The sequence below is a fragment of the Nonomuraea salmonea genome, assembly GCF_042428605.1.
In the GTDB taxonomy this organism is placed as follows: Bacteria; Actinomycetota; Actinomycetes; order Streptosporangiales; family Streptosporangiaceae; genus Nonomuraea; species Nonomuraea salmonea.
Genome location: NZ_JBHMCF010000041.1, coordinates 89,296 through 111,615, shown reverse-complemented (window position 1 = coordinate 111,615; position 22,320 = coordinate 89,296). Strand labels below are relative to the sequence as shown.

Here is a 22,320-nt window from a genome sequence, read left to right as displayed (position 1 = left end):
GATTAGGCACCAAATGACCAGAATCGAGCACTTAACCGCCAGTAAAGTCGGCACACGTTCGTTCCCGACGCGATGGGTGGTAGCCCGTGAGCAGTGGAGTCAGCGATCTCGAATCGGGATCGGCACTCTCCGTCAGCGCCCGCCGGCCTGACGACACCGGGCAGAAGGCGTCCGGCCAACAGGCTGCGGCACGCCGTCGCCGGCGTGGCTACCTGCTGTTCGCCGCCTTCGCGATGCCCAACCTGGTGCTGATCGCCGTCTTCGCGTACTGGCCGATCATCCAGAACATCTACCTCAGCTTCACCACCTGGGACTTCATCTCGCCGGCGGCCGAGTGGGCCGGGTTCCTCAACTACCAAGCCCTGTTCAGCAGCTGGTCATTCCCCGACGTACTGCTCCGCACGCTGGTGTGGGTGGTCGTCGTCGTGGTCGTGACCCTGGTGCTCGGCCTGGCGCTGGCGATGCTGTTCGCGCAACGCATACGCGGCACCACCTCGGTGCAGACGCTCGCCTTCGCCCCCCACGTGCTGTCCGGGGCGGCGATCGCGACCATCTGGCTGTTCATCTTCGACCCCAACCACGGCCTGAGCCGGATGGTGTTCGAGGCGTTCGGCGCCACCTCGCCGGCCTGGACCAACGACGACTCATGGGCGCTGTGGGCGCTGATCATCGTCTCCATCTGGAAGGGCCTCGGCTTCGTCGCGATCGTCTACCTGGTGGGCATCCAGCAGATCCCCTCGGAGGTGCTGGAGGCGGCCAGGATCGACGGCGCCGGCCGGTGGACGCAGTTCCGGCGCATGATCTTCCCGCTGCTCTCCCCCACCACGTTCTTCCTGGTCATCACCCAGACGATCTCGGCCTTCCAGGCGTTCGACGTGATCGCCATGATGACCAGCGGCGGGCCCGCCCGCTCCACGACCACGCTGAGCTGGTTCATCTACGACGAGGCGTTCAACCGCACCAACGTCGGTGTCTCCAGCGCGGCCTCCATGATCATGTTCGTGGTGCTGATGGCGATCACCGTCCTGCAGTTCCGATTCGTCGAGCGGAGGGTTCACTACTGATGACGGTCATGCCGACCGCGGCGGCCACCGAGCCCACCCGCCCCAAGTCGCCGACCTCCCGGCGCACGCCCTGGTGGGGCGTGCTCGGCCTGGTGGTCACCGCGCTGATCTTCCTCCTCCCGATCTACCTGTTCGTCACCACGGCGTTCAAGACCAACGAGGACATCAACACCTGGCCGATGCGGCTGATCCCGCAGTCGCTGACGCTGGAGAACTTCGTCACTGCCTGGGAGCTGGCCCCGTTCGGGCAGTTCCTGGTCAACTCGGTCGTGGTGGCCGCGGTCGGGACGGTGCTGAAGGTGGTGCTGGCGGTCTTCACCGCCTACGCCTTCGCCTTCCTGCCCTTCCCCGGCAAGCGCTGGCTGTTCGTCTTCATGCTCGGCGCGCTGATGGTGCCAGGGCACGTGACGCTGCTGGTCAACTACATCACCGTGGGCCAGCTGAACCTGCTGAACACCTACGCCGGCCTCATCCTGCCGGGTGTGGCCTCGGCGTTCGGCACGTTCCTGCTCCACCAGTTCTTCCGGTCGCTGCCGTACGAGGTGCTGGAGGCGGCGCAGATCGACGGCTCCGGGCACCTGCGGACGATCTGGTCGTTCATCCTGCCGATGTCGCGGCCGGCGATCATCACGGTCGGGCTCATCGCCCTGATCGACGAGTGGAACAACTTCGTCTGGCCGCTGATCGTCACCAACTCGGTCAACATGCGGACGCTGCCGATCGGGCTGCTCTACCTCAAGGAGAACGACGGCATCAACGACTGGGGCGCCCTGATGGCCGGGACCCTGTTCGTCGTCCTTCCGGTGACCATCGTCTTCCTGCTGGCGCAGCGCTACATCGTCGCCGGCCTGGCCGGGAGCGCGCTGCGCCGATGAGCATCACGTACTTGAGAAAGGAAGCAGCGTGACGGGACCGAGTTTCAGCCGTCGCCGGCTCCTGTCCGCCGCCACCGCGGCCGCGGCCGGCCTGGCGCTGAGCGCCTGCGCCGGCCGCAAGGAGGGCGAGTACGCCCAGGTGAGCGGTCAGGTGCCGGACAAGTTCGCCCGCCGCGAGCGGGTGGTGCTGTGGAGCGCGTTCACCGCGCACAACGCCGAGGTCCTGCAGACGATCATCGACGGGTTCAACGCGTCACAGCAGGACATCTACTGCGAGATCCAGCTGTTCCCCGGCTACCCGGCGCTCGACTCGAAGCTGGCCGCCAGCTTCGCGGTGGCGCAGGTGCCCGACCTCGTCACGCTCAGCGACGTGAACTGGAACCGCTATTACCTCGCCGAGGCGCTGGAGCCGCTGAGCGGCTACTTCGACGCGGGCTTCCGCCCCGACGCCTACCACCCGACGTTCCTGGCCGAGGGCACGATCAGGAACGAGATCTTCTGGCTGCCCTGGGCCCGCTCGACGCCGCTGTTCTACTACAACAAGGAGATCTTCGCCGGCGCCGGTCTGCCCGACCGCGGCCCCAAGACCTTCACCGAACTGCGCGAGTGGGGACAGCAGCTCAAGGGCTACAAGCACAAGGGCGCGCCGATCAGGATGCGCGCCTACACCGGCAAGGACGACTGGTACTTCCAGGGCTCGTCCTGGGCCTTCGGCGGCGCGTACTCCGACGGCATGACGCCGATGCTGGAGTCGGAGCAGACGGTCGCCGCGCTGGAGTTCGACCGGGCCTTCATCCACGACGACAAGATGGCCTACCTGACCAGCGACGTGAACGCCGACTTCGCGGCCGGCGTGACCGCGACCATCTGCAACTCGACCGGCGCGCTCACCTCGCTGCTCAAGGCGGCCACGTTCGAGATCGGCGCGGCCTTCCTGCCCGAGCAGGACCAGCCCGGCGTGCCGACCGGCGGCAGCGGCCTGGCGATCATGCGCAACGCGGCCAAGGAGCGCAAGCAGGCCACCTGGGAGCTGGTCAAGTACCTGGCCGGCACGGGTGCGCCCGAGTGGAGCCTCAACACCGGCTATCTCCCGGTGACGACCAGCTCGCTCAACTCGCCGAAGATCAAGGAGCGCAACGCCAAGTCGCCGCAGTACCAGGTGGCCCAGGACCAGCTGAGCCGGGCCCGCCAGGCGGACGTCATGCGTCGCTACGTCAACGAGACGATCTCCGAGATGCTGATCGTCCTGCAGAAGGTCTACTCCGCCAACGCCGACCCCGCCGAGACGCTGCGCGAGGCGATGCGCAACCTGGACCCCGCCGTCCAGCGGGTGATGCCGAAGTATCACCGGCTGGTGGCGCCCTGATTTCGGACCTCTCGTGCCGCCGCTCCGACGGCCGCCCCCCACGGGACGTCACGGACAAAGAGAAGAAACGAGGAAGGAAGATCGTGGCATTTGCCATCGTCGGACACCGCGGCGCCATGGCCGAAGCACCCGAGAACACCATCGCGTCCTACCGGGTGGCCGAGGAGGTCGGGGTCGACGAGCTGGAGACCGATGTCCGCATCAGCGCGGACGGGCAGCTGTTCATGCTGCACGACGCGACGCTCGACCGGACCGCCGCCGGGCCCGAAGGCCAGGGCCTGGGGCCGGTCGCCGAGCTGACCTGGGCGCAGATCAGCGCGGTGGACGTGGGCGGGGGTGAGCGGGTGCCCACGCTGGAGCAGATGTATCAGGCGACGACCAGGTTCGTGCAGCTGGAGATCAAGGACCTGGCCGCCATCGACGGCCTGACCGACTTCTTCCCCCAGCATCCCGAGTACGCCGAGCGCACGATCCTCACCGGCTTCTCGGTCGAGGCGATGGCCACGGTGGCCGAGAAGCTGCCGGACATCCCGCGCGGCATCATCGTCTCCAAGTGGACCACCGCCGAGGCCCACCCCGGCGGCTACCGGCAGCTGCTCAAGGACACCGGCTCCAGCCGCATCCACAGCGGCGGCGAGGGGCTGACCGCCGACGTCGTCAGGCGGCTGCACGACGAGGGTTTCCCGGTGCACGGCTGGCCCACCCGCACCGAGGACGACCTGCGCCACTGGGTCGAGCTCGGCGTGGACGGCACCACCGGCGACGACCCCCGCACGGTGCAGCGCTGGCTGGCCGAGGCACTGCGTTGACCGTGAAGACGGCCGGGATGGAAGCGGTGCTGTTCGACATGGACGGCACCCTGTTCGACAGCGAGCCCCTCTGGGACGTCAGCCTCGCCGGCCTGGCCGCCAGGCTCGGCGGCGAGCTGCGGCCCGAGATCCGCCGCCAGGTGGTCGGCAAGAACCTGCGCGACACCGCGCAGCTCCTCCACGACGACCTGGGCATCGCGGCGGACGCCGCGGAGTCGGCGGCATGGCTGCTGGAACGTACCAGGCAGCTGTTCGCCCTCGGCGTGCCGTGGCGGCCGGCCGCGCAGGCCATGGTCGAGTCCGTACGCCGGCGGGGCATCCCCACGGCGCTGGTGACGTCGAGCCACCGCGTCCTGGTGGACGAGGTGCTGGCCCAGCTCGACCCCGGCACGTTCCAGGTCGTGGTCTGCGGCGACGAGGTGAGCCGGCCGAAGCCGGACCCTGAAGCGTACCTGACGGCGGCGCGGCGGCTGGGCGTCGATCCGCGCGGCTGTGTGGCGCTGGAGGACTCGGTGCCCGGCGTCGCGTCCGCGCTGGCCGCGGGCTGCCTGGTGGTGGCCGTGCCCGAGGACGGCGCCGCGCTGGGCGACGGTCACGGGGCGGTGGTGGCCGAGCTGGAGAGCGTCACCGTCGACGGGCTGACCTCGCTGCTGGCCGCCAGGCTGGGCTGAGCACGTTCACAGCGCCGCCCCGGCCGGGGCGGCGCTGTAACGCTGCCGTGTGCGCGGGCGATTCTCAGGTGGCCGATCGCGGTCATCGGGCGACGGGTCAAGCCATGAGAATCGTTACGGGCGCTCTGTCAAGCGGTGGGTGATCCTCGCCCTGTACGCCACCCTCGCGCCGATCATCTTCAACGTGTTCCCCGCGGGCGGCCCGTGGTGCTCGCCAACGGCGGCGACGTGATCGCCGGCGCCACCTGCGTCACAGCTTGAGCAGCAGCTCGGTGAGCTCGGCCGGCATGGTGATCATGCAGTCGTGTCCCGTCGGCAGCTCCCACACCTGCGCGGAGGCCGGGACAGGCCGCCGCTCGATCCCCTCGGGCACGCCGGCCACGCAGTGGATGTGGGTCCGCGGGATGAGGCGCAGGGCCGGGTCGGTCAGCCGTACCGGCTGCACGAAGCAGCCCACCGGCTGGTCCGTCAGCATCTCCCGCAGCCACGCCGCGTCGGCCGGGTCGGTGACCCCGAACAGCCCCATGGGCGGCATCTCGGGCATGGGCGGCACCAGCCAGCCGGGCTCCGTCTCGGCCGCGCGGTCGATGAGCGCCCGCGTCATGGGCTGCACGTCCAGCGCGCTCTCGCCGTCCTCGGGGACCATGGCGTCGAGGTAGACGAGCCGGCCGACGCGCTCGGGCACGCGGTCGGCGGCGGAGGTGATGACCAGCCCGGCGTAGCTGTGGCCCACCAGGATCACGTCGGTGAGGTCCTGCTCGGTGAGCAGGCTCACGATGTCATCGACGTGGGTGTCCAGGTTCACCTCCGGGCCGCGCAAATGGACCTTGTCACCGAGGCCGGTCAGCGACGGCGCGAACACCCGGTGCCCCGCCTCGGCCAGCAGCGGGACGACCCGCTCCCAGCACTGCCCGCCGTGCCAGGCTCCGTGGACCAGTACGTACGTCGACATGCTCGATGCTCCTCGCTCATCTGCGGTGTTCGTGCAGGACACGAGGCTGCCGGGCACGCGGTGACACAACCAGAGCCCCCGTCATCCTGGGGGCGGCAGGGCCAGGCACGGCCGCACCGGCACCGCGTACCGTGGGGGTCATGAACCTTCTGGGCGATTACGTACGCGCTCGCCGGGAGCTCGTCACCCCCGGCCAGGCCGGCATCCCCGCCACCGGCGTGCGGCGGGTGCGCGGGCTGCGCCGGGAGGAGGTCGCGATGCTCGCGGGCATCAGCACCGACTACTACCTGCGGCTCGAACAGGGCCGCGACCGCAACCCCTCGCCGCAGGTCCTCGAGTCGCTCGCCCGCGCGCTGCTGCTCGACGACGACGCCACGGCCTACCTGCTGCGCCTCGGGGCCAAGCAGCCCGGGCGGCGACGGCGGCGCGCCCGCAAGGAGACCGTGCCGCCGGGGGTCGCCAAGCTGATCGGCACGATGCCGTTCCCCGCGTACGTGGAGGGCCGCTACTTCGACGTGCTGGCCGCCAACGCCCTCGCCACCGCCGTGTCACCGCGGCTCGTGGCGGGCCGCAACCGGCTGCGGGACATGTTCCTCGATCCCGCCGAGCAGGCCCTGCTCCCCCGGTGGGAGGACGGCGCGGCGGGCATGGTCGCCGGGTTCCGCAAGTCGGTGGGCACCGACACCGACGACCCCCGCTTCATCGAGCTGGTCGGCGAGCTGTCGCTGGCCAGCCCGCTCTTCGCCCGGCTGTGGGCCCGCCACGACGTCAACACGTGCGCGGGCACGCCCAAGAACCTCGACCATCCGCAGGTCGGCGAGCTGTGGCTGAACCGCGAGCGGCTGAGCCTCGACGGCGCGCCGGGCCAGACGCTCGTCGTCATGCACCCCGACGCCGGCACCGGCAGCGCGGAGAAACTGTCCCTCCTCGCCTCCCTCTGAGCCGCCGCCCGGGAGACAGGCGGCCGGACGGCTCGCCTCCGCCGAGCCGGGTGTCAGGCGGCCGGCGGTAGCTTCACCACGCGGAACTCGACCGGGCGGCGCAGCCGGAAGCCGAGGCGTTCGTACAGGCGGATCGCGCCGGTGTTGGTGTCGGCGGCGTGCAGGAACGGCTGCTCGCCGCGCTCCTTGACGCCCGCGACGATCGCGAGCACCAGCCGCCGCGCCAGCCCCTGACCCTGGTGGGCGGGATCGGTGCAGACGGCGCTGATCTCCGTCCACCCGGGCGGGCGGAACCGCTCGCCGGCCATCGCCACGAGGGCGCCGCCGCGGCGGATGCCGAGGTAGACGCCGAGCTCGACGGTGCGGAGCAGGAACGGCCCCGGCTGGGTGCGGGCGACGAGGTCGAGCATCTCCGGCACGTCCGCGGGCCCCAGGCGTACCACGGCGTCGTCGTGTGCCCCGGCGACGTGCTCGCCGGTGAGCTGGACGCCGGGGATGAGCATGGACTCGGCCACGTCGGCGGGCGGCGCGGGGGCCGGGCCGGTCATCACCACGGTGCCGTCCGCGCCGGCCAGCGCCGCCGCGTCCGCCCAGTCGGCGGGGCCCGGGTCGGGCGGCAGCGACACGAACGGGGAGACGTCGAGCGGGTAGCGCAGCACCCTGCCGCGCTGTTCCGCGAGGTGAGCGTGCGTTCCGAGCAGCGCGGCGCGTACCGGGTCGTCCAAGGGGCCGGCCGGCGGGGAGGCGTGGAGCGCGACGCAGGGAGACGTGGGCGCGGTCATGCAGCGACCTTATCGGGCGCCATACCGGTGTTCGCCCGCAGCACACCGGCACCAGGCCCTGACGAGGGCCGCGCGCCCCTCGGAGATCTACCTCAAGCCCGCCTCCTCCTACGTGCGGCCGGGCGTCGCGGCGAACTTCGCCACCGTGCTCGAATCGGCGATCGCGCTGGCGGAGAGCTGAGATCCCGGTACGCCGCGCCGGGGTGATCGCCGGGCAGCCGCTCGCAGAGGTCAGCCGTTCTGGGTGGTGATGCGGGGGATCGGGAGGACGGGGAACGGGTTGTCGGGCAGAAGGAGCACCCGGCGCGCCTGGTCGGGCTGACCGGCCGCGTCCAGATGGAGGAGGGCCGCGCCGATGCCGGCCGCGCCGACCATGTACCCGGTGTCCGCGCTCACCTCACCGGGCCTGACCCGGCGGTAGGCCTGGTACCAGCGGTAGCCGCGCCCGTCGTGGTCGTCGGCCCTGGCCACCAGGTCGGCGGCGAGCGTACGGGCGAACTCCAGGCAGGAGGCGCGCCCCGTGACCGACCAGAGCCCGACGAACAGCTCCACCAGCCCGGCCGTGCCGCAGCACTGGCAGGCTGAGTTCCAGTAGCCGGGGGTGCGGCGCGGCGGGGCCGAGCTGTCGACCACGCCGTGCGCCAGCCGCTCCATCCAGTCCAGGTCGTCGAGGTCGCCCGTCACCCGGTGCAGCTCGTAGAACATCCTGGCCACGCCGGCCGCGCCGGAGCAGAACCCGGCGTAGTACAGCTCACCCGAGCTGGGCACGTGGTGGGGGACCAGCGCCCGGCCGTCGGCCGTCACGCTCACCTCGCGGACGAAGCCGGCCCCGCTGCGGGCGGCGCGCAGGAAACGCTCGTCGCCGCTCACCCCGTACAGGCGGGCCATGAGGAAGGCGATGCCGGCGGAGCCGGCGAGGAAGCCGGGGATGATCGCGTCGGAGGGCAGGCCGTCGAGTCCGCCGTGCCGGCTGCCGGGCACGGGCAGCCCGGCGATGCGCAGGCCGGCGCCGACGGCCGCGACCTCGTACGCGGGCTCGCCGAACCGGGCGGCGGCGCGCAGCAGCCCGAGCACGATGCCGCCGTCACCGCTCTGCGCGGGGTCGAACGTCCAGCCGAGGCCGTCCACGCGGGTGCGGCCGCGCTCGACGATGGACTCGGCGATCGCCGCGGCCTCGGCGTCGAGCCGGTCGTCGCCGAGCGCCCAGCCGGCCTCCATCAGCGCGATCATCGTGCCGGTCAGCCCGTGGTGCAGGGTCAGGTCGTCGTCCTGCCGCCAGGTGGCGGCCAGCCACCGCGCGCCGCTCAGCGCGTCCTCCAGGTACGCGTCGTTCCCGGTGGCGGCGGCCAGCTCCAGGAAGAACAGCACGATCCCGGCCGCTCCCGAGTAGAGGGACCGGGGCCGCGGCGGCAGCGCCGGCCTGCCGTGCCGATCGGGGTTGGCCCGCCAGTGCCTGCCGTGCTCGTCGTCCACGGCGGCGGACCTGATCCAGCGCGCGGTCGAGAGGGCGGCCGTCATCGGAGAGTGGGCACGAGCGCTCATGGGGCGCAGCTCGTCCAGGCTCATGACCGGACTCTGGCACATTCAGGGCACATATCGCAGGCTTTCCGATTATTTCCGTAGGTTTGATGGAGAACTATACCCAATCAAGCCAGTAGGAATATCGGCTCGGTCACTTCGGCCCGATCACGGCGGCGCCTTCGGCTGAGCCGCATGCACATGAGGGCGTTCTCATCCGGGCCTCACCTTGGTCCAACCACCGGCGTTCATGGTGGAGCACAGTCGACAGATGAGGAGCGTGCGGTGGTGCGAGGACTGCGGTGGCGGCTGCCGGTGATCGCGATCGTTCTCGCCCTCGCCGACGCTCCACTCCCGGCCATCTGGCCGGACGCCGGTTCGCCGTCCGCGGCGGTCCTGCACGTCGCCGCGTACGACGACGATGACGATGACGACGGCAGCGATGATGACGACGACGGGGAGAACGCCGCACCACGAGCCCGCATCGGCCGCGAGCGCCCTCGTGGCGGCACGAGAACCGGCACGGGCAGAACCCTGCGCGGCGCCCAGCAGCCACACACACGGACCGCAAACGACAAGCCACCCCAGAAGACCCACTCCCCCCAGGCCCACACCCCCGAACCCTCAAAACCAGACCCCGCCACCAGACCCGAACCCGGCACTACAGGGGCATCATCCGGCCCCACAGGACCAGAACCCAGCTTGGCAGGAGCGGAACCCGGCCTCACAAAACCAGAACCCGGCCTCACAGGAGCAGAACCCGGCCTCGCAGGAGCAGAGCCCGGCGGCACGGGACGAGATCCCAGCGCCACAAGAGCAGAACCCGGCACCACAAGACCAGAGCCCGGCGTCGCAGAACGAGAGCCCAGCACCACAAGATCGGAGCCCGGAGCGACCGACCTGAGCTCCGGCGCGACGCACCTGGAGGCTGGCGCCACTGACGCAGCCAGCGCACCCCGCAACAGCACCGTCCCCCACGACTCGAAGAGCTCCGCCACCGACCACCCGTCGACGGCCCTGATCGCGCTGACGGCCATCGCGGGCACAGCCGGCATTCTGGGCGGAACCTACTGGCTGATGACCAGGCTGCCCACACACGCCGCTCCCCTGGGCCGCCCGACTCTGGCGGCTTTCCCGAACCCACCACCCGCCAGCACGCACCCGCCGCCCCCATCACAGGCCGCAGACCGGGCGGCAGACCAGGCCGCAGACCGGGCCGCAGACCGGGCCGCAGACCGGGCCGCAGACCGGGCCGCGTTCACAGCCGCGATGACCACGTTCACCCGCGCCCGTCACCCCGACCCAGGCTGGCGCTGGAAACGAACACGACACAGACAGTAAGCAGACACCCGGGAGCCAAACCGCCGCATCCGGACAAGCCCCAGAAGCCCCCCGATCCGCCGCACGCAGCTCCGCCCCACCCAATCCCGCCGCACGCAGGGTGGCCGCACGCGGACTTTCAGTGGGTGCGTGCGACAGGGGGCCAGGGGTGGGGATGGCGGGAGGTGATCATCCCCGTCAGCGCTGTCAGGGGGTTAGGACGAGTTTGCCCTGGAGGTGGCCGGTGTCCAGGAGGCGGTGGGCGTCGGTGACGCGGTCGAAGGGGAAGGTCTCCTGGACGTGGACCCGGAGGCGGCCCTGGGTGGCGAGGTCGGCCAGGCGGTGCAGGGCGATCGGGTCAGGTTCCACGGCGATGCCGCTGAAGCGCATCCCGGCCGCCTCGTAGGCCGCCGCGAGCCCGGCGTCCTCCTCGGCGACCGCCGTCACGAGGTGACCGCCGGGGCGCAGCACGCCGAGCGACCGCTCCACGGCGTCGCCGCCGATCGTGTCGAGCACCACGTCCACGTCGCGGACCTGCTCGGCGAAGTCGGTCGTCGTGTAGTCGATCACCTCGTCCGCTCCCAGTCCCTCGGCGAAGGCCCGCTTGCTTCCGCCGGCGGTGGTGATCACGTACGCGCCGAGCGCCTTCGCGATCTGGATCGCGACGTGCCCGACGCCACCGCCGCCGCCGTGCACCAGGACGCGGTCGCCCGCTGTCACGCCGCCGACGTCCACGAGGCCCTGCCACGCCGTCAGGCCGACGACGGGCAGCGCCGCGGCCTCGACGTGCGAGAGCGCGGCCGGCTTGAGCGCCAGGTGCAGTGCGGGGGCGGCGACGAGCTCGGCGTACGCGTTCGCCGCACGGGGGAAGAGCGGCATGCCGAACACCTCGTCGCCGGGCCTGAACCGCCAGCTGAGCGACTCCTCGACGACGCCACTGACGTCCCAGCCGAGGACGAACGGCGGCGCGCCGAGCAGCGGGAACTCCCCTGCCCGCAGCCGCGCCTCCAGCGGGTTCAGCCCGACCGCCTCGACCCGGACCAGCACCTCGGTCGGCATGGCCCGAGGCGCGGGGGCTTCTTCGAGTGTGAGCACTTCAGGGCCGCCGAGCCGCCGCTGGGTGATGACGCGCATGATGACTCTCCTGCCTGTAGATGGAGGTGGCGGAATCAACGCTAGGTATCCGATAGGAACCGCCAGGTACCTTTGGCTCCATGAGCGGTTCCTGCGATTTCTTCCTCGCCGACTGCCCGGGGCGGCTGGCGGTCGAGCTGATCGCCGACAAGTGGACGGTGGTGGTGCTCGCCGGTCTCAGCGCGGGCCCGGTGCGTCACGGCGAGTTGGTGGAGCTGATCGGTGGGATCTCCCGCAAGGTGCTCACCCAGACGCTGCGGCGCCTCGAGTCGCACGGGCTCGTGCGGAGGCAGGCGTACGCGGAGGCGCCGCCCCGGGTCGAGTACGAGCTGACGCCGCTCGGTGCGACGCTGATCGAGCCGATCCACGTGCTGACGGAGTGGGCGCGCGAGCACGGCGACGCGGTCCTCGACGCCGTCTCCACCCAGCCGGTCGCCCGCCACGGCTGAGGGTCGGGCTCCCGGCCGGATCGCAATAATTTCTATATCCCGGAAGAAGCGACGAAGCGCTCCGTCAAGGTTTACAGTGCGTCCCGACCGAGGGGGCGCCATGGAGTTCGGAATACTTGGTCCGCTGGCGGTGTGGCGCGACGGCGCGCGGCTCGATGTGGGCACGCCCAAGTCACGGGTGCTGCTGGCGGTGCTGCTGTGCCATGCCAATCACCCGGTGTCGCAGGATCAGCTCGTCATGGCGCTGTGGGGCAGCACCCCGCCGAAGAGCGCCACGAAGAACGTGCAGACGTACATCCACCGGCTCAGGCGGCGGCTGGGCGCGCCGGACCTCGTCGTCCGCCAGCATGCCGGCTACCTGCTGCCGGTGGCCGCGGAGGACCTGGACGCGACCCGGTTCGAGGAGCTGGCCGGCGCGGGGCAGGCGGCGGAGGCCGCGGGCGACCTGGCGGAGGCCAGCCGGCTGCTGCGGGAGGCGCTCGACCTGTGGCGCGGGCCCGCGTTCGCGGGGCTGGTGGACGTGCCGATGCTGGCGGCCGAGGCCACGCGGCTGGAGGAGGTCCGTCTGTCGGTGCTGCAGTCGCGGATCGCCGTGGACCTGCGGCTGGGCCGGCACGCTGGGCTGCTGGGCGAGCTGACCGCGCTCACCGCCGCGTACCCGCTGCAGGAGCGGTTACGAGCGCAGCTGATGCTGGCGCTGTACCGGTGTGGGCGGCGGGCCGACGCGCTCGCCGAGTACGCCCGCGCCCGCGCGACCCTGGTCGAGGAGACCGGCCTCGACCCGGCCGAGGAGCTGCAGGACCTGCATCACCGGATCCTCACCCAGGACCCCTCGCTCGACCTGGAGCCGCGCGGCACGACGCCGCCCGCCGAGCCGGCCGAGGAGCCCGCCGAAGCGCCCGCCCAGGTCACGGCAACGGCTACGCGGGCGGCTCCGACGCCGGCCGAGCTGCCGCCGGACATCGCTGACTTCACCGGCAGGGACGACGAGGTGCTGCACCTGACCGACGTCCTCACCAGGCCGCGGCCCGGCACCGTCGCCATCGCCAGCATCGCGGGCATCGGCGGCCTGGGGAAGACGACGCTGGCGGTGCACGTCGCGCACCGCATCGCCGAGCGCTTCCCCGACGGCCAGCTCTACGCCGACCTGCGCGGCGCCTCCTCCGACCCGGCCCGCCCCGAGGACGTGCTCAGCCGCTTCCTGTTCGCGCTCGGCGTCAGCACTCACGGCATCCCCGAGTCCCTGGAAGAGCGCGTGGCGCTCTTCCGTAGCTGCATGGCGGGCCGCAGGATGCTCATCCTGCTCGACAACGTCGCGGGCGAGAAGCAGGTGCGGCCGCTCCTGCCGGGGGCGCCCGGCACGGCGGTGCTGCTCACGGGACGGGTCCGGCTGGTCGGCCTGGAGGGCGCGAGCCTGCTGGAGCTGGACGTGCTGCCCGCGAGCCAGGCCATCGACCTGCTCAAGCGCATCGTCGGCGACGACCGCGTCAAGGACGACATGGACGCGGCTCTGGAGATCATGCGGCTGTGCGGGCGGGTCCCGCTGGCGGTCCGCATCTCGGCGGCCAGGCTGCTCAGCAGGAGGCACTGGAGCCTGTCGCACCTCGCCGGCGTGCTCGGCGAGGAGCGCCACCGGCTCGACGAGCTGGTGGCGGGCGACCTCGACGTGCGCGCGGGGTTCGAGCTGAGCTACCGGATGCTGCCCGCGGGCGCGCAGCGGGCCTTCCGCCTGGCCGGGCTGCTCGACGCGCCCGACTTCGCCTCGTGGGCGGTGGCGGCGCTGCTCGACGTCTCGGTACGCCAGGCGGAGCGCGAGCTGGAGACCCTGGTCGACACGCATCTGCTGGCGCAGACCGGACCCGACGAGACCGGCCGGCTCAGGTACCGCTTCCACGACCTCATCAGGTTGTACGCCCGCGAACGCGCCCAGCGCGAGGACCCCGAGCCCGAGCGCCAGGCCGCGCTGCGGCGGGCCCTGGGCGCGTGGCTGGCGCTGGCGGAGGTCGCGGCGGAGCGCGTGCCGGGCTCCTGCTACGCGTCCATCCACAGCGAGGCGCCCCGCTGGCGGCTGCCCGCGCGGTTCTCGGGCCCGCTGGTGGCCGATCACATGGCCTGGTTCGGCGCGGAGCACGCCGCGCTGATGGCGGGGGTCGCGCAGGCGTGCGAGGCGCGGCTGACCGAGCTGGCGTGGGACCTCGCGGGCTCCACCGAGAAGTACCTCAACGCGCGCGGCCTGTACGACGGCTGGCAGCGGATGCACGAGCAGGCGCTCGCGCTCTGCCGCGAGACCGGCGACAGGCGCGGCGAGGGCGTGCTGATGCGCGGCCTGCTGGAGGTCACCACCTGGAACTCGCCGCCCGGCCAGGGGCCGGCGATGATCAGCATGCGGACCGGCGCCACGCGGCTCCTCGACCTGTGGACCGAGCTGGACAACCCGATCGGGATCTCCGACGCGCTGGCCAGCCTGGCCTGGAGCATGACCGCCGACGGCAACGGCAGCGCGCAGGCGCTCGCCCTGGCCGAGCGGGCCCTGCGGACGGCCGTCGAGGCGGACTACCTCGGCGGCCAGGCGCGGGCGCTGCACGTGATGGCGATCATCCACGGCGAGGACGACCCGCGGGCGGCGCACTCCGTGCTGGAGCGGGCGACGAAGGTGGCCGAGGCGCTCGGCAACCCGCACTACAGGACGACCATCATGCAGTTCCTGGGGGCGGCGAAGGCGTTCTGCGGCGACTTCGCCGGCGGGCAGGAGCTGCTGGAGAGGTCGCGGGAGATGGCGCGGCGGGCGAACTACCGCTACCAGGAGACGTTCTCGCTGCTGTATCTGGCCAAGCTGTACGCCGCCGTCGGCGACGAGCGGGCCAGGGCCACCGCGGAGCTGACGCTGGCCTACAGCGAGGAGGGCAACTACGGCCACTACGTCGCCGACTCGCTGGCCGTGCTCGGCCGGCTGGACCTGGCCGAGGGGAACGTGGCCGGCGCCATCTCCACCCTCGAACGCTCGGTCGCGATGTGGCGCACACGTGGCTGGGTGCCGTACCTGGCGCACGCGCTCAAGGATCTCGGCGACGCGCACGGCGCGGCAGGCGACCACGGCACGGCCAGAGCCGTCTGGGAGGAGGCCAGGAGCCTGTTCGAGGGGATCGCGCACGAGAAGGGCGTGCGGACGCTGGACGCCCGCCTCACCCGCACACCCGCCAAGACCGACTAGCCGGAGCCTCCGCAGCGCCCACTCCGGTCAGTGGCCGGCGCCCACCTGCCCGCCCGCGACGGGCTCGTGACTCGGCTAGTGGCTCGGCTAGTGGCCGGCGTCCGTCCCCGCGCCCACCACGGCGACGGGGCAGGGGGCGTGCTGGAGGAGGTGGCGGGCGAGGCCGTCGCGGGCGGCGGTGGCGCGGCGGACGACCATGAGCGTGGCCGGTGCGTGGCCGGCGGGCTCGATCCGTACGCCGGGATGGCTGGCCGACCACTCCGTGAGGTCGCTCTGGGCGGCCAGCCCGACCTGGCGCAGGAGCGCCTCCTGGCCGGCGAACTCCAGGACGGCGGCGCCCGGCTCGGGGTCGGCCACGACGACGGGCCCTGGGCTGGGCGCGAGAGGCAGCGGCCCAGGGCCGCGGACGACGATGACGGGGCAGGCGGCGTACAGGGCGGTGCGGTCGGCGACCGAGCCGACGACCGCCCTCGGCAGCGCGCCGAGCCCTCGCGAGCCGACCACGACGAGCTCGGCGTCGCGGGAGAGCTCGATCAGGCGTTCGGCGGCCGGCCCTTCGTACAGGTCGGTCTCGGCATTGACGCCGGCACTGGTGTGCCGGGCGCAGTCGGCGCCGTGCCACACCACGTGCTCGGCCGCCTTGCGCAGGTGGGACTTGGCCTCCTCGTCCGCCTCGCCGTACGGCCACTGCCAGGCGTGCGCGACCAGCAGCGGCAGGTTGCGCAGCTCGGCCTCGTCGAGCGCCCAGTCGAGGGCCTGCATGGAGAAGTCGGAGCCGTCGTAGCCGAGCACGATGTGTCCGCCCATCACCTGCCTCCCCCGGTCACAGCAGCGGCGGGACGCCGATGAGGTCGTCGTCGTCGTAGGTCACGTCGCAGGCCACGTCCACCACGCCCTCGACCGCGCGGACGGCCTCGGTCAGCGCGACGGCCTGCGACCTGCGGCGCACCCGCCCGCCGATCCGCGCCACGCCCGCGTCCACCTGGACGGTGAACGAGCCGTCATCCGGGAGCACGGCGCGTACGTCCCGCTCCAGGTCGGCGGCCGGCCGGGTGAAGACCCGCAGCACGTCGCGCTGGTGCAGGGTGCCGACGACCCGGCCGGTCTCCTCGTCGACCACCGGTAGCTGCTTGATGCGCTTGGCGTGCATGATCCGGGCCGCGCCGCGTACGGGGGTCTCGGGGGTGACGGTGATCGCCGGCGAGGTCATCAGCTCGCCCGCGGTGACCCCGGCGGCCTTGTCGTGCTCGTGCCGCTGCGTGCGCGACTCGAACATCGACACGCGGTGCCGTACCGGATCGACCTCCTTGAGCAGCAGGTCGTCCTCCGAGACCACGCCGATCGGCCGCCGCTCCGCGTCGATCACGGTCACCGCGCCGACCGCGTACCGTCTCATCGCGGCCACGATCTCCGCGAACGTCGCGTCCGGCAGGACGGCGATGGCCACCCGGCCCATGACGTCCTTGACGGGGATCGGCATGACGTCACCTCTCCTTCAGCGCTTCCCGCCGGGAAGGACGGGTTCAAGGTGGAACATTCCGGTCACGACCTCACCCGGACCGGCCTCCGGCCTGGCCCGCCCTGCGACGGCCGACAGCACGTCCCTGGCCGTGACCAGCCCGACCAGCCCGTCGCCCGACAGCACGGGCACGGCGTCGCAGCAGGTGTCGAGCATCAGGGCGGCGATCCTGGGCAGCGGCGTGTCAGGGCGTACCCGGGGCAGCGGCACGCGCTGCAGCAACGACCGCACGGGACGGGTGGACTGCTCCTCAGGGCTGCCCGACCAGGAGGCGGCCAGGTGTTCGCGGCTCAGGATGCCGAGCACGTGCCGGTTCTCCACGACGGGCAGGTGGTGCACGTCGGCCCTGCGCATCAGCTCCCATGCCATCAGCGGCGACTCGTCCGGCGTGACGACCACCAGGACCCTGCTCATCACCTGCGACGCGGTCAGCGACTCGATGTTCATGACCCCTCCTTCCTGCTCTCACCCTCCCCTGTCGCAGGCCCCGGCGCCCGGGTAGGAAGTCCCGCGGGCGACCGTCTTTGGTCCCGTGCTCACGCCGGTGGGCGCACCACCGCCACGGTGCCGCGCGCGTGCTGCAGCACGCCTCTGCTGACCGAGCCGAGCAGCAGCGCGCCGATCGCGCCCCGGCCGTGGGAGCCGACGACCATCAGGTCGCACGGGGTGGCGGTGAGGGCGTCCACGGGGTGCGCGCACTGGATGTCCATGACGGTGGGCACCTCGGGGTGCTCCGCCTGCCACCGCTCGGTGCGGGCGCGGACCAGCTCCTGCTTGGCGGCGCGGACCTCGTCCGCGTCGTAGGAGATCTCGGGCGCGAACGCGTGGACCGGCACCTCCCACGCGTGGACCAGGTGGAGCGTGGCGCCGCGCAGGGCGGCCTGCTCGAAGGCGTAGGCGATGGCCGGTTCGCAGCTCTCGGAGCCGTCGACGCCGACGGCGATCTCACCCGTACCATCGCCTGTACGATCACCGGGGCCGTCACGCACCACGACCACCGGGCACGGCGCCTGCCCCGCCACCTTCATCGTCACCGACCCGAGCAGCGCCCTGGTGAAGCCGCCTAGCCCGCGGTCGCCGACGACCAGCTCGTCCGCGTCCCGCGCCTGGTCCATGAGCACGGCGGCGGGCGTCCCGTCGACGACCCGCGTGGTGACGGGCACCTCGGGCCGCCGGGCGCGCGCGGTGGCCTCGGCCGCCTCCAGCACCTTCGCCGCCGCGCGTCTCAGCGCCTCGTCCAGCTCGGGGACGTCCGCTCCCGCGATGACGTAGGGCCCGGGGACGGCCACCCCGGTGATGGCGTAGGGCCCGCGGTCGAGCGCGTGCACGATGCGCAGCTCGGCGCGCTTACGCAGGGCGTCGTCGGCGGCCCACTCGACCGCCGCGGCGGCGGGAGCGGAGCCGTCGGTGCCCACGATCACGAGACCGCTCATTCCGGTCCCCTCACCGGGGGCGTTCCCGGCAAACGCGGCTCGGGGCAAGCATGGCGCGGTCGAGCCTTTACCGTCCCGTGAGGCTCGCGGCTCCGCCTCTGGGCAGCCGGACCGCGACGGGTACTCACCGGGAGGCAGGCGATGAGCGATGGCCGGGCCGTGCTGGTCGGCTACGACGACTCCCCCGCCAGCAGGCATGCCCTGACCTGGGCGGTCGAGGAGGCGCGGCTGCGCAACCGGCCCCTGCTCGTCTGCCATGCGCTGCACTGGCCGTACGCGCTCCGGCCCGTCTCCGACGAGGTCATGGCGCAGATCGAGCAGGTCGCCCGCGGCGTCGTGGAGGACGGCGCCCGCCGCGCCCGCGAGCTCGCCCCCGAGCTGGACGTCAGGCCGCTGGTGAAGCCGGGCACCCCCGCCGCCGTGCTGCTGGAGAGCGCGCACGAGGCGGAGATCACGGTGCTGGGGTCGCGCGGGCAGGGCGGGTTCGAGGGCCTGCCGGTGGGGTCGGCCGCCGTCCAGGTGCCGGCGCACTGCTCTCGGCCGGTCGTCGTCATCCCGTCCCAGTTCGAGGCGCAGTCGGGCCAGGACGCGCGGATCGTGGTCGGCCTGGACGGCTCGCCCGCCGCCCTCGCGGCCGTCGAGTTCGCGCTGGACGAGGCCGCGCTGCGGCTCGGCAGCGTGACGGTGCTGTGCTGCTGGAGCGACTGCGGTTCGGCGTCGTGGCCCGAGCCGCTGCCGTTCGTGGACTCCCGGGCGCTGCGGGCCGGCGCCGAGGCGCGCTTCCACCAGGTCACCGCGCATCTGGCGCGCAGGCGGCCCGACGTGCCGGTGGCCGCGCGGTTCGTCACGGAACGCCCCCAGCGTGCGCTGCTCGACGCGACCAAGGACGCGGCGCTGCTCGTGCTCGGCAACCGGGGCAACGACTCCCCGCCCTGCCTGCTGCTCGGGCAGGTCACCCAGAGCGCGCTGCTGCACGCCTGGTGCCCGGTCGCGGTCACCCCGGCGACCGTCATGCGACCGCGCATCCCACCCGACTGACGTACCGAACCCGACTGACGTACTGAGCCCGACTGACGTACTGAGCCCGACTGACGTACTGAGGAGTGAGCACGTGAGCGGACCCATCGTGGTGGGCGTGGACGGCTCCACGCCTGCGCACACGGCCGTGGAGTGGGCGACCGCCGACGCCCGGCGCAGGCGCCTGCCGCTGCGGCTCGTGCACGTGTGCGAGCAGAAGCGGGGCACCGAGGGGCTCAAGTACTGTGCGGGCACGCTGGAGTCCGCCGCCGACCGGGCCCGCGCGGCGGGCGCCCTGGAGGTGCAGACCGAGCTGCTCGAGGGGAACGTGGTCGAGGCGCTGCTCGGGCAGGCGGTGACCGGTGACTGCGTGGTGCTGGGCAGCCGGGGCGTGGGCGGGTTCGCGGGGCTGGCGCTCGGCTCGGTGAGCCTCGCCGTCGCGGGGCACGCCGAGGGGCCGGTGGTCGTCGTACGGGCGGGCGCCGCCGCGCCCGAGCACGGCAGGATCGTGGTGGGCGACGACGGCTCCGCGACCGCCGGCGAGGCCATGCGGTACGCCGTCGCGCAGGCGAGGGCCAGGGACGCCGGGATCCTCGCCGTGTACGCCTGGTCGCAGCCCATCCTGGCCACCTACGGCCCGCAGTTCGCCGACCTGTTCACCGACTCCTTCGAGGAGGATCGCGCCGCCGCGCAGGAGCGGCTCGCGTCCTGGGCCCGGGAGTACCCTGACGTGCGCTTCGACGGCTCGCAGGTGCATGCGCACCCGGTCGCCGCCCTCGCCGACGCCTCCGCCTCCGCCGAGCTGGTCGTGGTCGGCTCGCGGGGCCGCGGCGGCTTCACCTCCGCCGTCCTGGGCTCGGTCAGCCACGGCCTGCTCCACCACGCGGTGTGCCCTGTCGCGGTGGTACGCCCCCGCCAGGGTTAAGGCTGGGCTGCGGCGCTCGGGCCGGGGACCACGGCCACCGGGCAGTGGGCTCGGTGCAGGACGCTGTGGCCGACGGAGCCGAGCCGGTTCGCGGGCAGCCCGCTGAGCCCCACCGAGCCGACCACCACGAGGTCGGCGGTGCGGGAGGCCGCCGACAGGGCCGCGATGGGGTGTTCGAAGCTCATCGACACCGACAGCTCGACGCCGGGGTGCGCCTCGCGCCATTCGGCGAGGCGGCGGGCGATGTCGTCGCCGTCGTCCACCATGATCGGGCCGAAGCCGACGGGGTGCGGGGCGGCGGGCGGGCTGCGCAGGCCGTGCAGCGCGTGCAGGCGTCCCTGGCGGGCGACGACCTGCTTGGCGGCGTACTCCAGGGCGCGCTCGGCCGCCGGCGACCCGTCGTACCCGACGACGACCTCGCCGGTGGGCGCTCGGGGCAGCCGCCTGACCACGACCACCGGGCACGCGGCGTGCGCGGCCAGGCCGAGCCCGACCGAGCCCAGCACCAGCCCGGCGAACCCGCCCAGCCCTCTGCTGCCCGCCACGACGGTGTCGGCCGCCTCGGACTCGGTCACCAGCCGTTCCGTCACCGCCCCCGTCACCAGCGCGGTCGAGATCGGCGTGTCCGGGGCCGTGTCGCGGGCGTGGGCGGCCGCGCCGGCCAGCATGCTCTCGCAGCGGGCGGTCAGGGTGTCGGTCTCGACGGAGGCGTCCATCGGGTGCTCGGCGCACCAGGGTTCGCGTACGTGCACGATCCGCAGGTGCAGCCCCCGGCGGGCGGCGTCGGCGGCCGCCCAGCCGAGCGCCGACCACGCCGACCGCGAGTCGTCGAACCCGGCCACGATGGATGCGGGCATCATGCGCCTCCTCCCCGAGGCGGTGCGTGCGCGGCGTTCCTCTGGTGGCCCCCGCCGCGCACGGGCCTTGTACCTGGCCATTTCCCCCGTATCGGGCGTCTACCCCTGACCGGCTCCGTTGCCGAGCGCGCGGCAGATGGTGGCCAGGCCGTACTCGAAGCCCTGCTCCACGTCGCCGCCGAGCCGGAAGTGGCCGCTGAGCTCCATGTTGATGAAGCCGGTGGCCCAGGCCGTGACCGTACGTGCGGCCTCCAGGGCGTGCTGCTCGCCGACGAGCCGCCCCGAGGCGCGCAGCACCGGTTCGCTCGTCCGGGCGAGCGCCTCGGTCGAGGCGTCGAACATGAGCCTGAAACCCTCGGGCCTGGCGTGGGCGAAGCGCCGGTAACTGCGTATCAGCTCCTCCAGCGAGCCGTCGGTCGCCTCCGCCTGGGCTCTCAGGTCGTCGACGGTGGCCTCCGCGACGGCGGTCAGCAGCGCCGCGCGGTTGGCGACGTGCTTGTACAGGGACGGCGCGCGGACGCCGACCCGCTCGGCGACGTTCTGCATCGTCAGTCCTTGCCGGCCGACTTCCTCCAGCAACTCGCGTCCCGCGGCGACGATCTTGCTCAGCGAGGTCTTCTCGGGAGCCGGCACCCGTTTTCCCTTCCTACTAAAAGTTATTGACGTTAGCCATGATGGCTAACTACATTAGCCATTGAATCAGTTCCACACAGCCCCCGGAAGAGACCATGCGACTCGCACCTCATCTGCACCGCCTCGGCAACGACATCGTGGCGTGCTACCTCATCGACACCCCCGAGGGCATCACGCTGATCGACGCGGGCCTGCCGGGGCACTGGCAGGACCTGCAGGACGAGCTGCGTTCCCTCGGCAAGACCGAGGACGACATCCGCGGGCTCATCCTCACGCACGGCGACTCCGACCACCTCGGGTTCGCCGAGCGCCTGCGCAGCACCCATGGCGTGCCGGTGTTCGTGCACGCGGGTGACGCCGTGCGCGCCCGTACGGGACAGAAGCCCAAGGTCGCGGCGGGTCCCATGCGGATCGGCCCCACGGTCGGGTTCTTCGCCTACTCCCTGCGCAAGAACGGCCTGCGCACCCGCTACGTCAAGGAGGTCACCGAGATCGCCGACGGGGACGTCCTCGACCTGCCCGGCAGCCCGGTCATCGTGGGCATGCCGGGGCACTCGCCGGGGAGCGTGGCGGTGCACGTCCCGATCGCCGACGCGGTCTGCGTCGGCGACGCCCTGACCACACGCCACGTCCTGACCGGCCGCACCGGCCCCCAACCGGCCCCCTTCACCGACGACCCGGCCGAGGCCCTCGCCTCGCTTGACCGCATCGCCGGCTTGCAGGCGTCCTGGGTCCTGCCCGGACACGGCGCCCCTTGGCACGCCTCCCCCGCCGAGATCGCCGACGCCACCAGAAAGGCCTGATGACCTGGGCGGGCGGCCCGAGGCTCGGACCGCCCGCCGCT

General features: G+C 72.5%; 23 protein-coding genes. 12 read left to right on the top strand and 11 right to left on the bottom strand.

Annotated elements, in window-relative coordinates; genetic code table 11:
• Window positions 1-86: 86 nt before the first annotated feature.
• From ACFFR3_RS37925 to ACFFR3_RS37905, 5 genes are all read left to right on the top strand, one after another.
• Window positions 87-1,064 (top strand): carbohydrate ABC transporter permease, encoded by a 978-nt coding sequence (locus tag ACFFR3_RS37925; protein WP_364382084.1) that lies wholly within the window; start codon window positions 87-89, stop codon window positions 1,062-1,064.
• Entirely contained in the window at window positions 1,064-1,939 is an 876-nt protein-coding gene (locus tag ACFFR3_RS37920; RefSeq protein ID WP_379484694.1) for a carbohydrate ABC transporter permease, read from the top strand. The genes ACFFR3_RS37925 and ACFFR3_RS37920 overlap by 1 nt, the downstream gene beginning before the upstream one ends.
• A gap of 28 nt (window positions 1,940-1,967) precedes the next feature.
• Window positions 1,968-3,305: an ABC transporter substrate-binding protein gene (locus ACFFR3_RS37915; RefSeq protein WP_345385135.1), complete on the top strand. Its 1,338-nt coding sequence runs from the start codon at window positions 1,968-1,970 to the stop codon at window positions 3,303-3,305.
• 83 nt (window positions 3,306-3,388) lie between these two features.
• Window positions 3,389-4,114: a glycerophosphodiester phosphodiesterase gene (locus ACFFR3_RS37910; protein ID WP_345385136.1), complete on the top strand. Its 726-nt coding sequence runs from the start codon at window positions 3,389-3,391 to the stop codon at window positions 4,112-4,114.
• Window positions 4,115-4,116: 2 nt separating this feature from the next.
• Complete coding sequence (locus ACFFR3_RS37905; RefSeq protein WP_379484710.1) at window positions 4,117-4,785, top strand: HAD family hydrolase; 669 nt, start codon at window positions 4,117-4,119, stop codon at window positions 4,783-4,785.
• A gap of 250 nt (window positions 4,786-5,035) precedes the next feature.
• On the opposite strand, the gene ACFFR3_RS37900 is transcribed toward ACFFR3_RS37905, so the two are convergent.
• Window positions 5,036-5,737: an alpha/beta fold hydrolase gene (locus tag ACFFR3_RS37900; protein ID WP_345385138.1), complete on the bottom strand. Its 702-nt coding sequence runs from the start codon at window positions 5,735-5,737 to the stop codon at window positions 5,036-5,038.
• A gap of 140 nt (window positions 5,738-5,877) precedes the next feature.
• On the opposite strand from ACFFR3_RS37900, the gene ACFFR3_RS37895 reads away from it, so the two are divergent.
• Window positions 5,878-6,678 (top strand): helix-turn-helix transcriptional regulator, encoded by an 801-nt coding sequence (locus ACFFR3_RS37895; protein WP_364382074.1) that lies wholly within the window; start codon window positions 5,878-5,880, stop codon window positions 6,676-6,678.
• 53 nt (window positions 6,679-6,731) lie between these two features.
• Here the strand turns inward: ACFFR3_RS37895 and ACFFR3_RS37890 are convergent, their stop codons facing one another.
• The gene (locus tag ACFFR3_RS37890) at window positions 6,732-7,460 is read right to left on the bottom strand and encodes a GNAT family N-acetyltransferase (protein WP_379484693.1); all 729 of its coding nucleotides are present in this window, start codon (window positions 7,458-7,460) and stop codon (window positions 6,732-6,734) included.
• On the opposite strand from ACFFR3_RS37890, the gene ACFFR3_RS37885 reads away from it, so the two are divergent.
• The gene (locus ACFFR3_RS37885) at window positions 7,459-7,641 is read left to right on the top strand and encodes a hypothetical protein (RefSeq protein WP_345385142.1); all 183 of its coding nucleotides are present in this window, start codon (window positions 7,459-7,461) and stop codon (window positions 7,639-7,641) included. The genes ACFFR3_RS37890 and ACFFR3_RS37885 overlap by 2 nt on opposite strands.
• A gap of 50 nt (window positions 7,642-7,691) precedes the next feature.
• Here ACFFR3_RS37885 and ACFFR3_RS37880 read toward each other — a convergent pair whose 3' ends face one another.
• From ACFFR3_RS37880 to ACFFR3_RS37870, 3 genes are all read right to left on the bottom strand, one after another.
• Entirely contained in the window at window positions 7,692-9,026 is a 1,335-nt protein-coding gene (locus tag ACFFR3_RS37880) for a lanthionine synthetase LanC family protein (protein WP_345385143.1), read from the bottom strand.
• A gap of 165 nt (window positions 9,027-9,191) precedes the next feature.
• Window positions 9,192-9,536, bottom strand: a complete 345-nt coding sequence (locus ACFFR3_RS37875; RefSeq protein ID WP_345385144.1) for a hypothetical protein — start codon at window positions 9,534-9,536, stop codon at window positions 9,192-9,194.
• 969 nt (window positions 9,537-10,505) lie between these two features.
• Entirely contained in the window at window positions 10,506-11,432 is a 927-nt protein-coding gene (locus ACFFR3_RS37870) for an NADP-dependent oxidoreductase (protein WP_364382059.1), read from the bottom strand.
• Window positions 11,433-11,512: 80 nt separating this feature from the next.
• Between ACFFR3_RS37870 and ACFFR3_RS37865 the strand changes: the two genes are divergently transcribed.
• Both ACFFR3_RS37865 and ACFFR3_RS37860 read left to right on the top strand, forming a co-directional pair.
• Window positions 11,513-11,881, top strand: coding sequence for a winged helix-turn-helix transcriptional regulator (locus tag ACFFR3_RS37865; RefSeq protein WP_345385147.1), 369 nt, complete (start codon window positions 11,513-11,515; stop codon window positions 11,879-11,881).
• A 100-nt stretch (window positions 11,882-11,981) separates the two neighbouring features.
• Window positions 11,982-15,092: an AfsR/SARP family transcriptional regulator gene (locus ACFFR3_RS37860; protein WP_379484692.1), complete on the top strand. Its 3,111-nt coding sequence runs from the start codon at window positions 11,982-11,984 to the stop codon at window positions 15,090-15,092.
• 87 nt (window positions 15,093-15,179) lie between these two features.
• Here ACFFR3_RS37860 and ACFFR3_RS37855 read toward each other — a convergent pair whose 3' ends face one another.
• The 4 genes from ACFFR3_RS37855 to ACFFR3_RS37840 form a co-directional block, all read right to left on the bottom strand.
• The gene (locus ACFFR3_RS37855; protein WP_345385150.1) at window positions 15,180-15,899 is read right to left on the bottom strand and encodes a universal stress protein; all 720 of its coding nucleotides are present in this window, start codon (window positions 15,897-15,899) and stop codon (window positions 15,180-15,182) included.
• Between the two features lie 16 nt (window positions 15,900-15,915).
• Window positions 15,916-16,572, bottom strand: coding sequence for a CBS domain-containing protein (locus ACFFR3_RS37850; RefSeq protein ID WP_364382050.1), 657 nt, complete (start codon window positions 16,570-16,572; stop codon window positions 15,916-15,918).
• Window positions 16,573-16,587: 15 nt separating this feature from the next.
• Entirely contained in the window at window positions 16,588-17,058 is a 471-nt protein-coding gene (locus ACFFR3_RS37845; protein WP_345385152.1) for a CBS domain-containing protein, read from the bottom strand.
• An 89-nt stretch (window positions 17,059-17,147) separates the two neighbouring features.
• The gene (locus ACFFR3_RS37840; protein WP_345385153.1) at window positions 17,148-18,044 is read right to left on the bottom strand and encodes a universal stress protein; all 897 of its coding nucleotides are present in this window, start codon (window positions 18,042-18,044) and stop codon (window positions 17,148-17,150) included.
• Window positions 18,045-18,185: 141 nt separating this feature from the next.
• On the opposite strand from ACFFR3_RS37840, the gene ACFFR3_RS37835 reads away from it, so the two are divergent.
• Together ACFFR3_RS37835 and ACFFR3_RS37830 are read left to right on the top strand one after the other, a co-directional pair.
• Window positions 18,186-19,082, top strand: a complete 897-nt coding sequence (locus ACFFR3_RS37835) for a universal stress protein (RefSeq protein WP_364382041.1) — start codon at window positions 18,186-18,188, stop codon at window positions 19,080-19,082.
• A 73-nt stretch (window positions 19,083-19,155) separates the two neighbouring features.
• On the top strand, window positions 19,156-19,986 hold the full coding sequence (locus tag ACFFR3_RS37830; protein ID WP_345409195.1) for a universal stress protein: 831 nt from the start codon (window positions 19,156-19,158) through the stop codon (window positions 19,984-19,986).
• Here ACFFR3_RS37830 and ACFFR3_RS37825 read toward each other — a convergent pair.
• Together ACFFR3_RS37825 and ACFFR3_RS37820 are read right to left on the bottom strand one after the other, a co-directional pair.
• Window positions 19,983-20,846, bottom strand: a complete 864-nt coding sequence (locus ACFFR3_RS37825) for a universal stress protein (protein ID WP_364382035.1) — start codon at window positions 20,844-20,846, stop codon at window positions 19,983-19,985. The genes ACFFR3_RS37830 and ACFFR3_RS37825 overlap by 4 nt on opposite strands.
• Before the next feature lie 96 nt (window positions 20,847-20,942).
• Window positions 20,943-21,476, bottom strand: coding sequence for a TetR/AcrR family transcriptional regulator (locus tag ACFFR3_RS37820; protein WP_345385156.1), 534 nt, complete (start codon window positions 21,474-21,476; stop codon window positions 20,943-20,945).
• Window positions 21,477-21,571: 95 nt separating this feature from the next.
• Here ACFFR3_RS37820 and ACFFR3_RS37815 point away from each other — a divergent pair, with 95 nt between their 5' ends.
• The gene (locus ACFFR3_RS37815; RefSeq protein ID WP_379484691.1) at window positions 21,572-22,279 is read left to right on the top strand and encodes an MBL fold metallo-hydrolase; all 708 of its coding nucleotides are present in this window, start codon (window positions 21,572-21,574) and stop codon (window positions 22,277-22,279) included.
• Window positions 22,280-22,320: the final 41 nt, after the last annotated feature.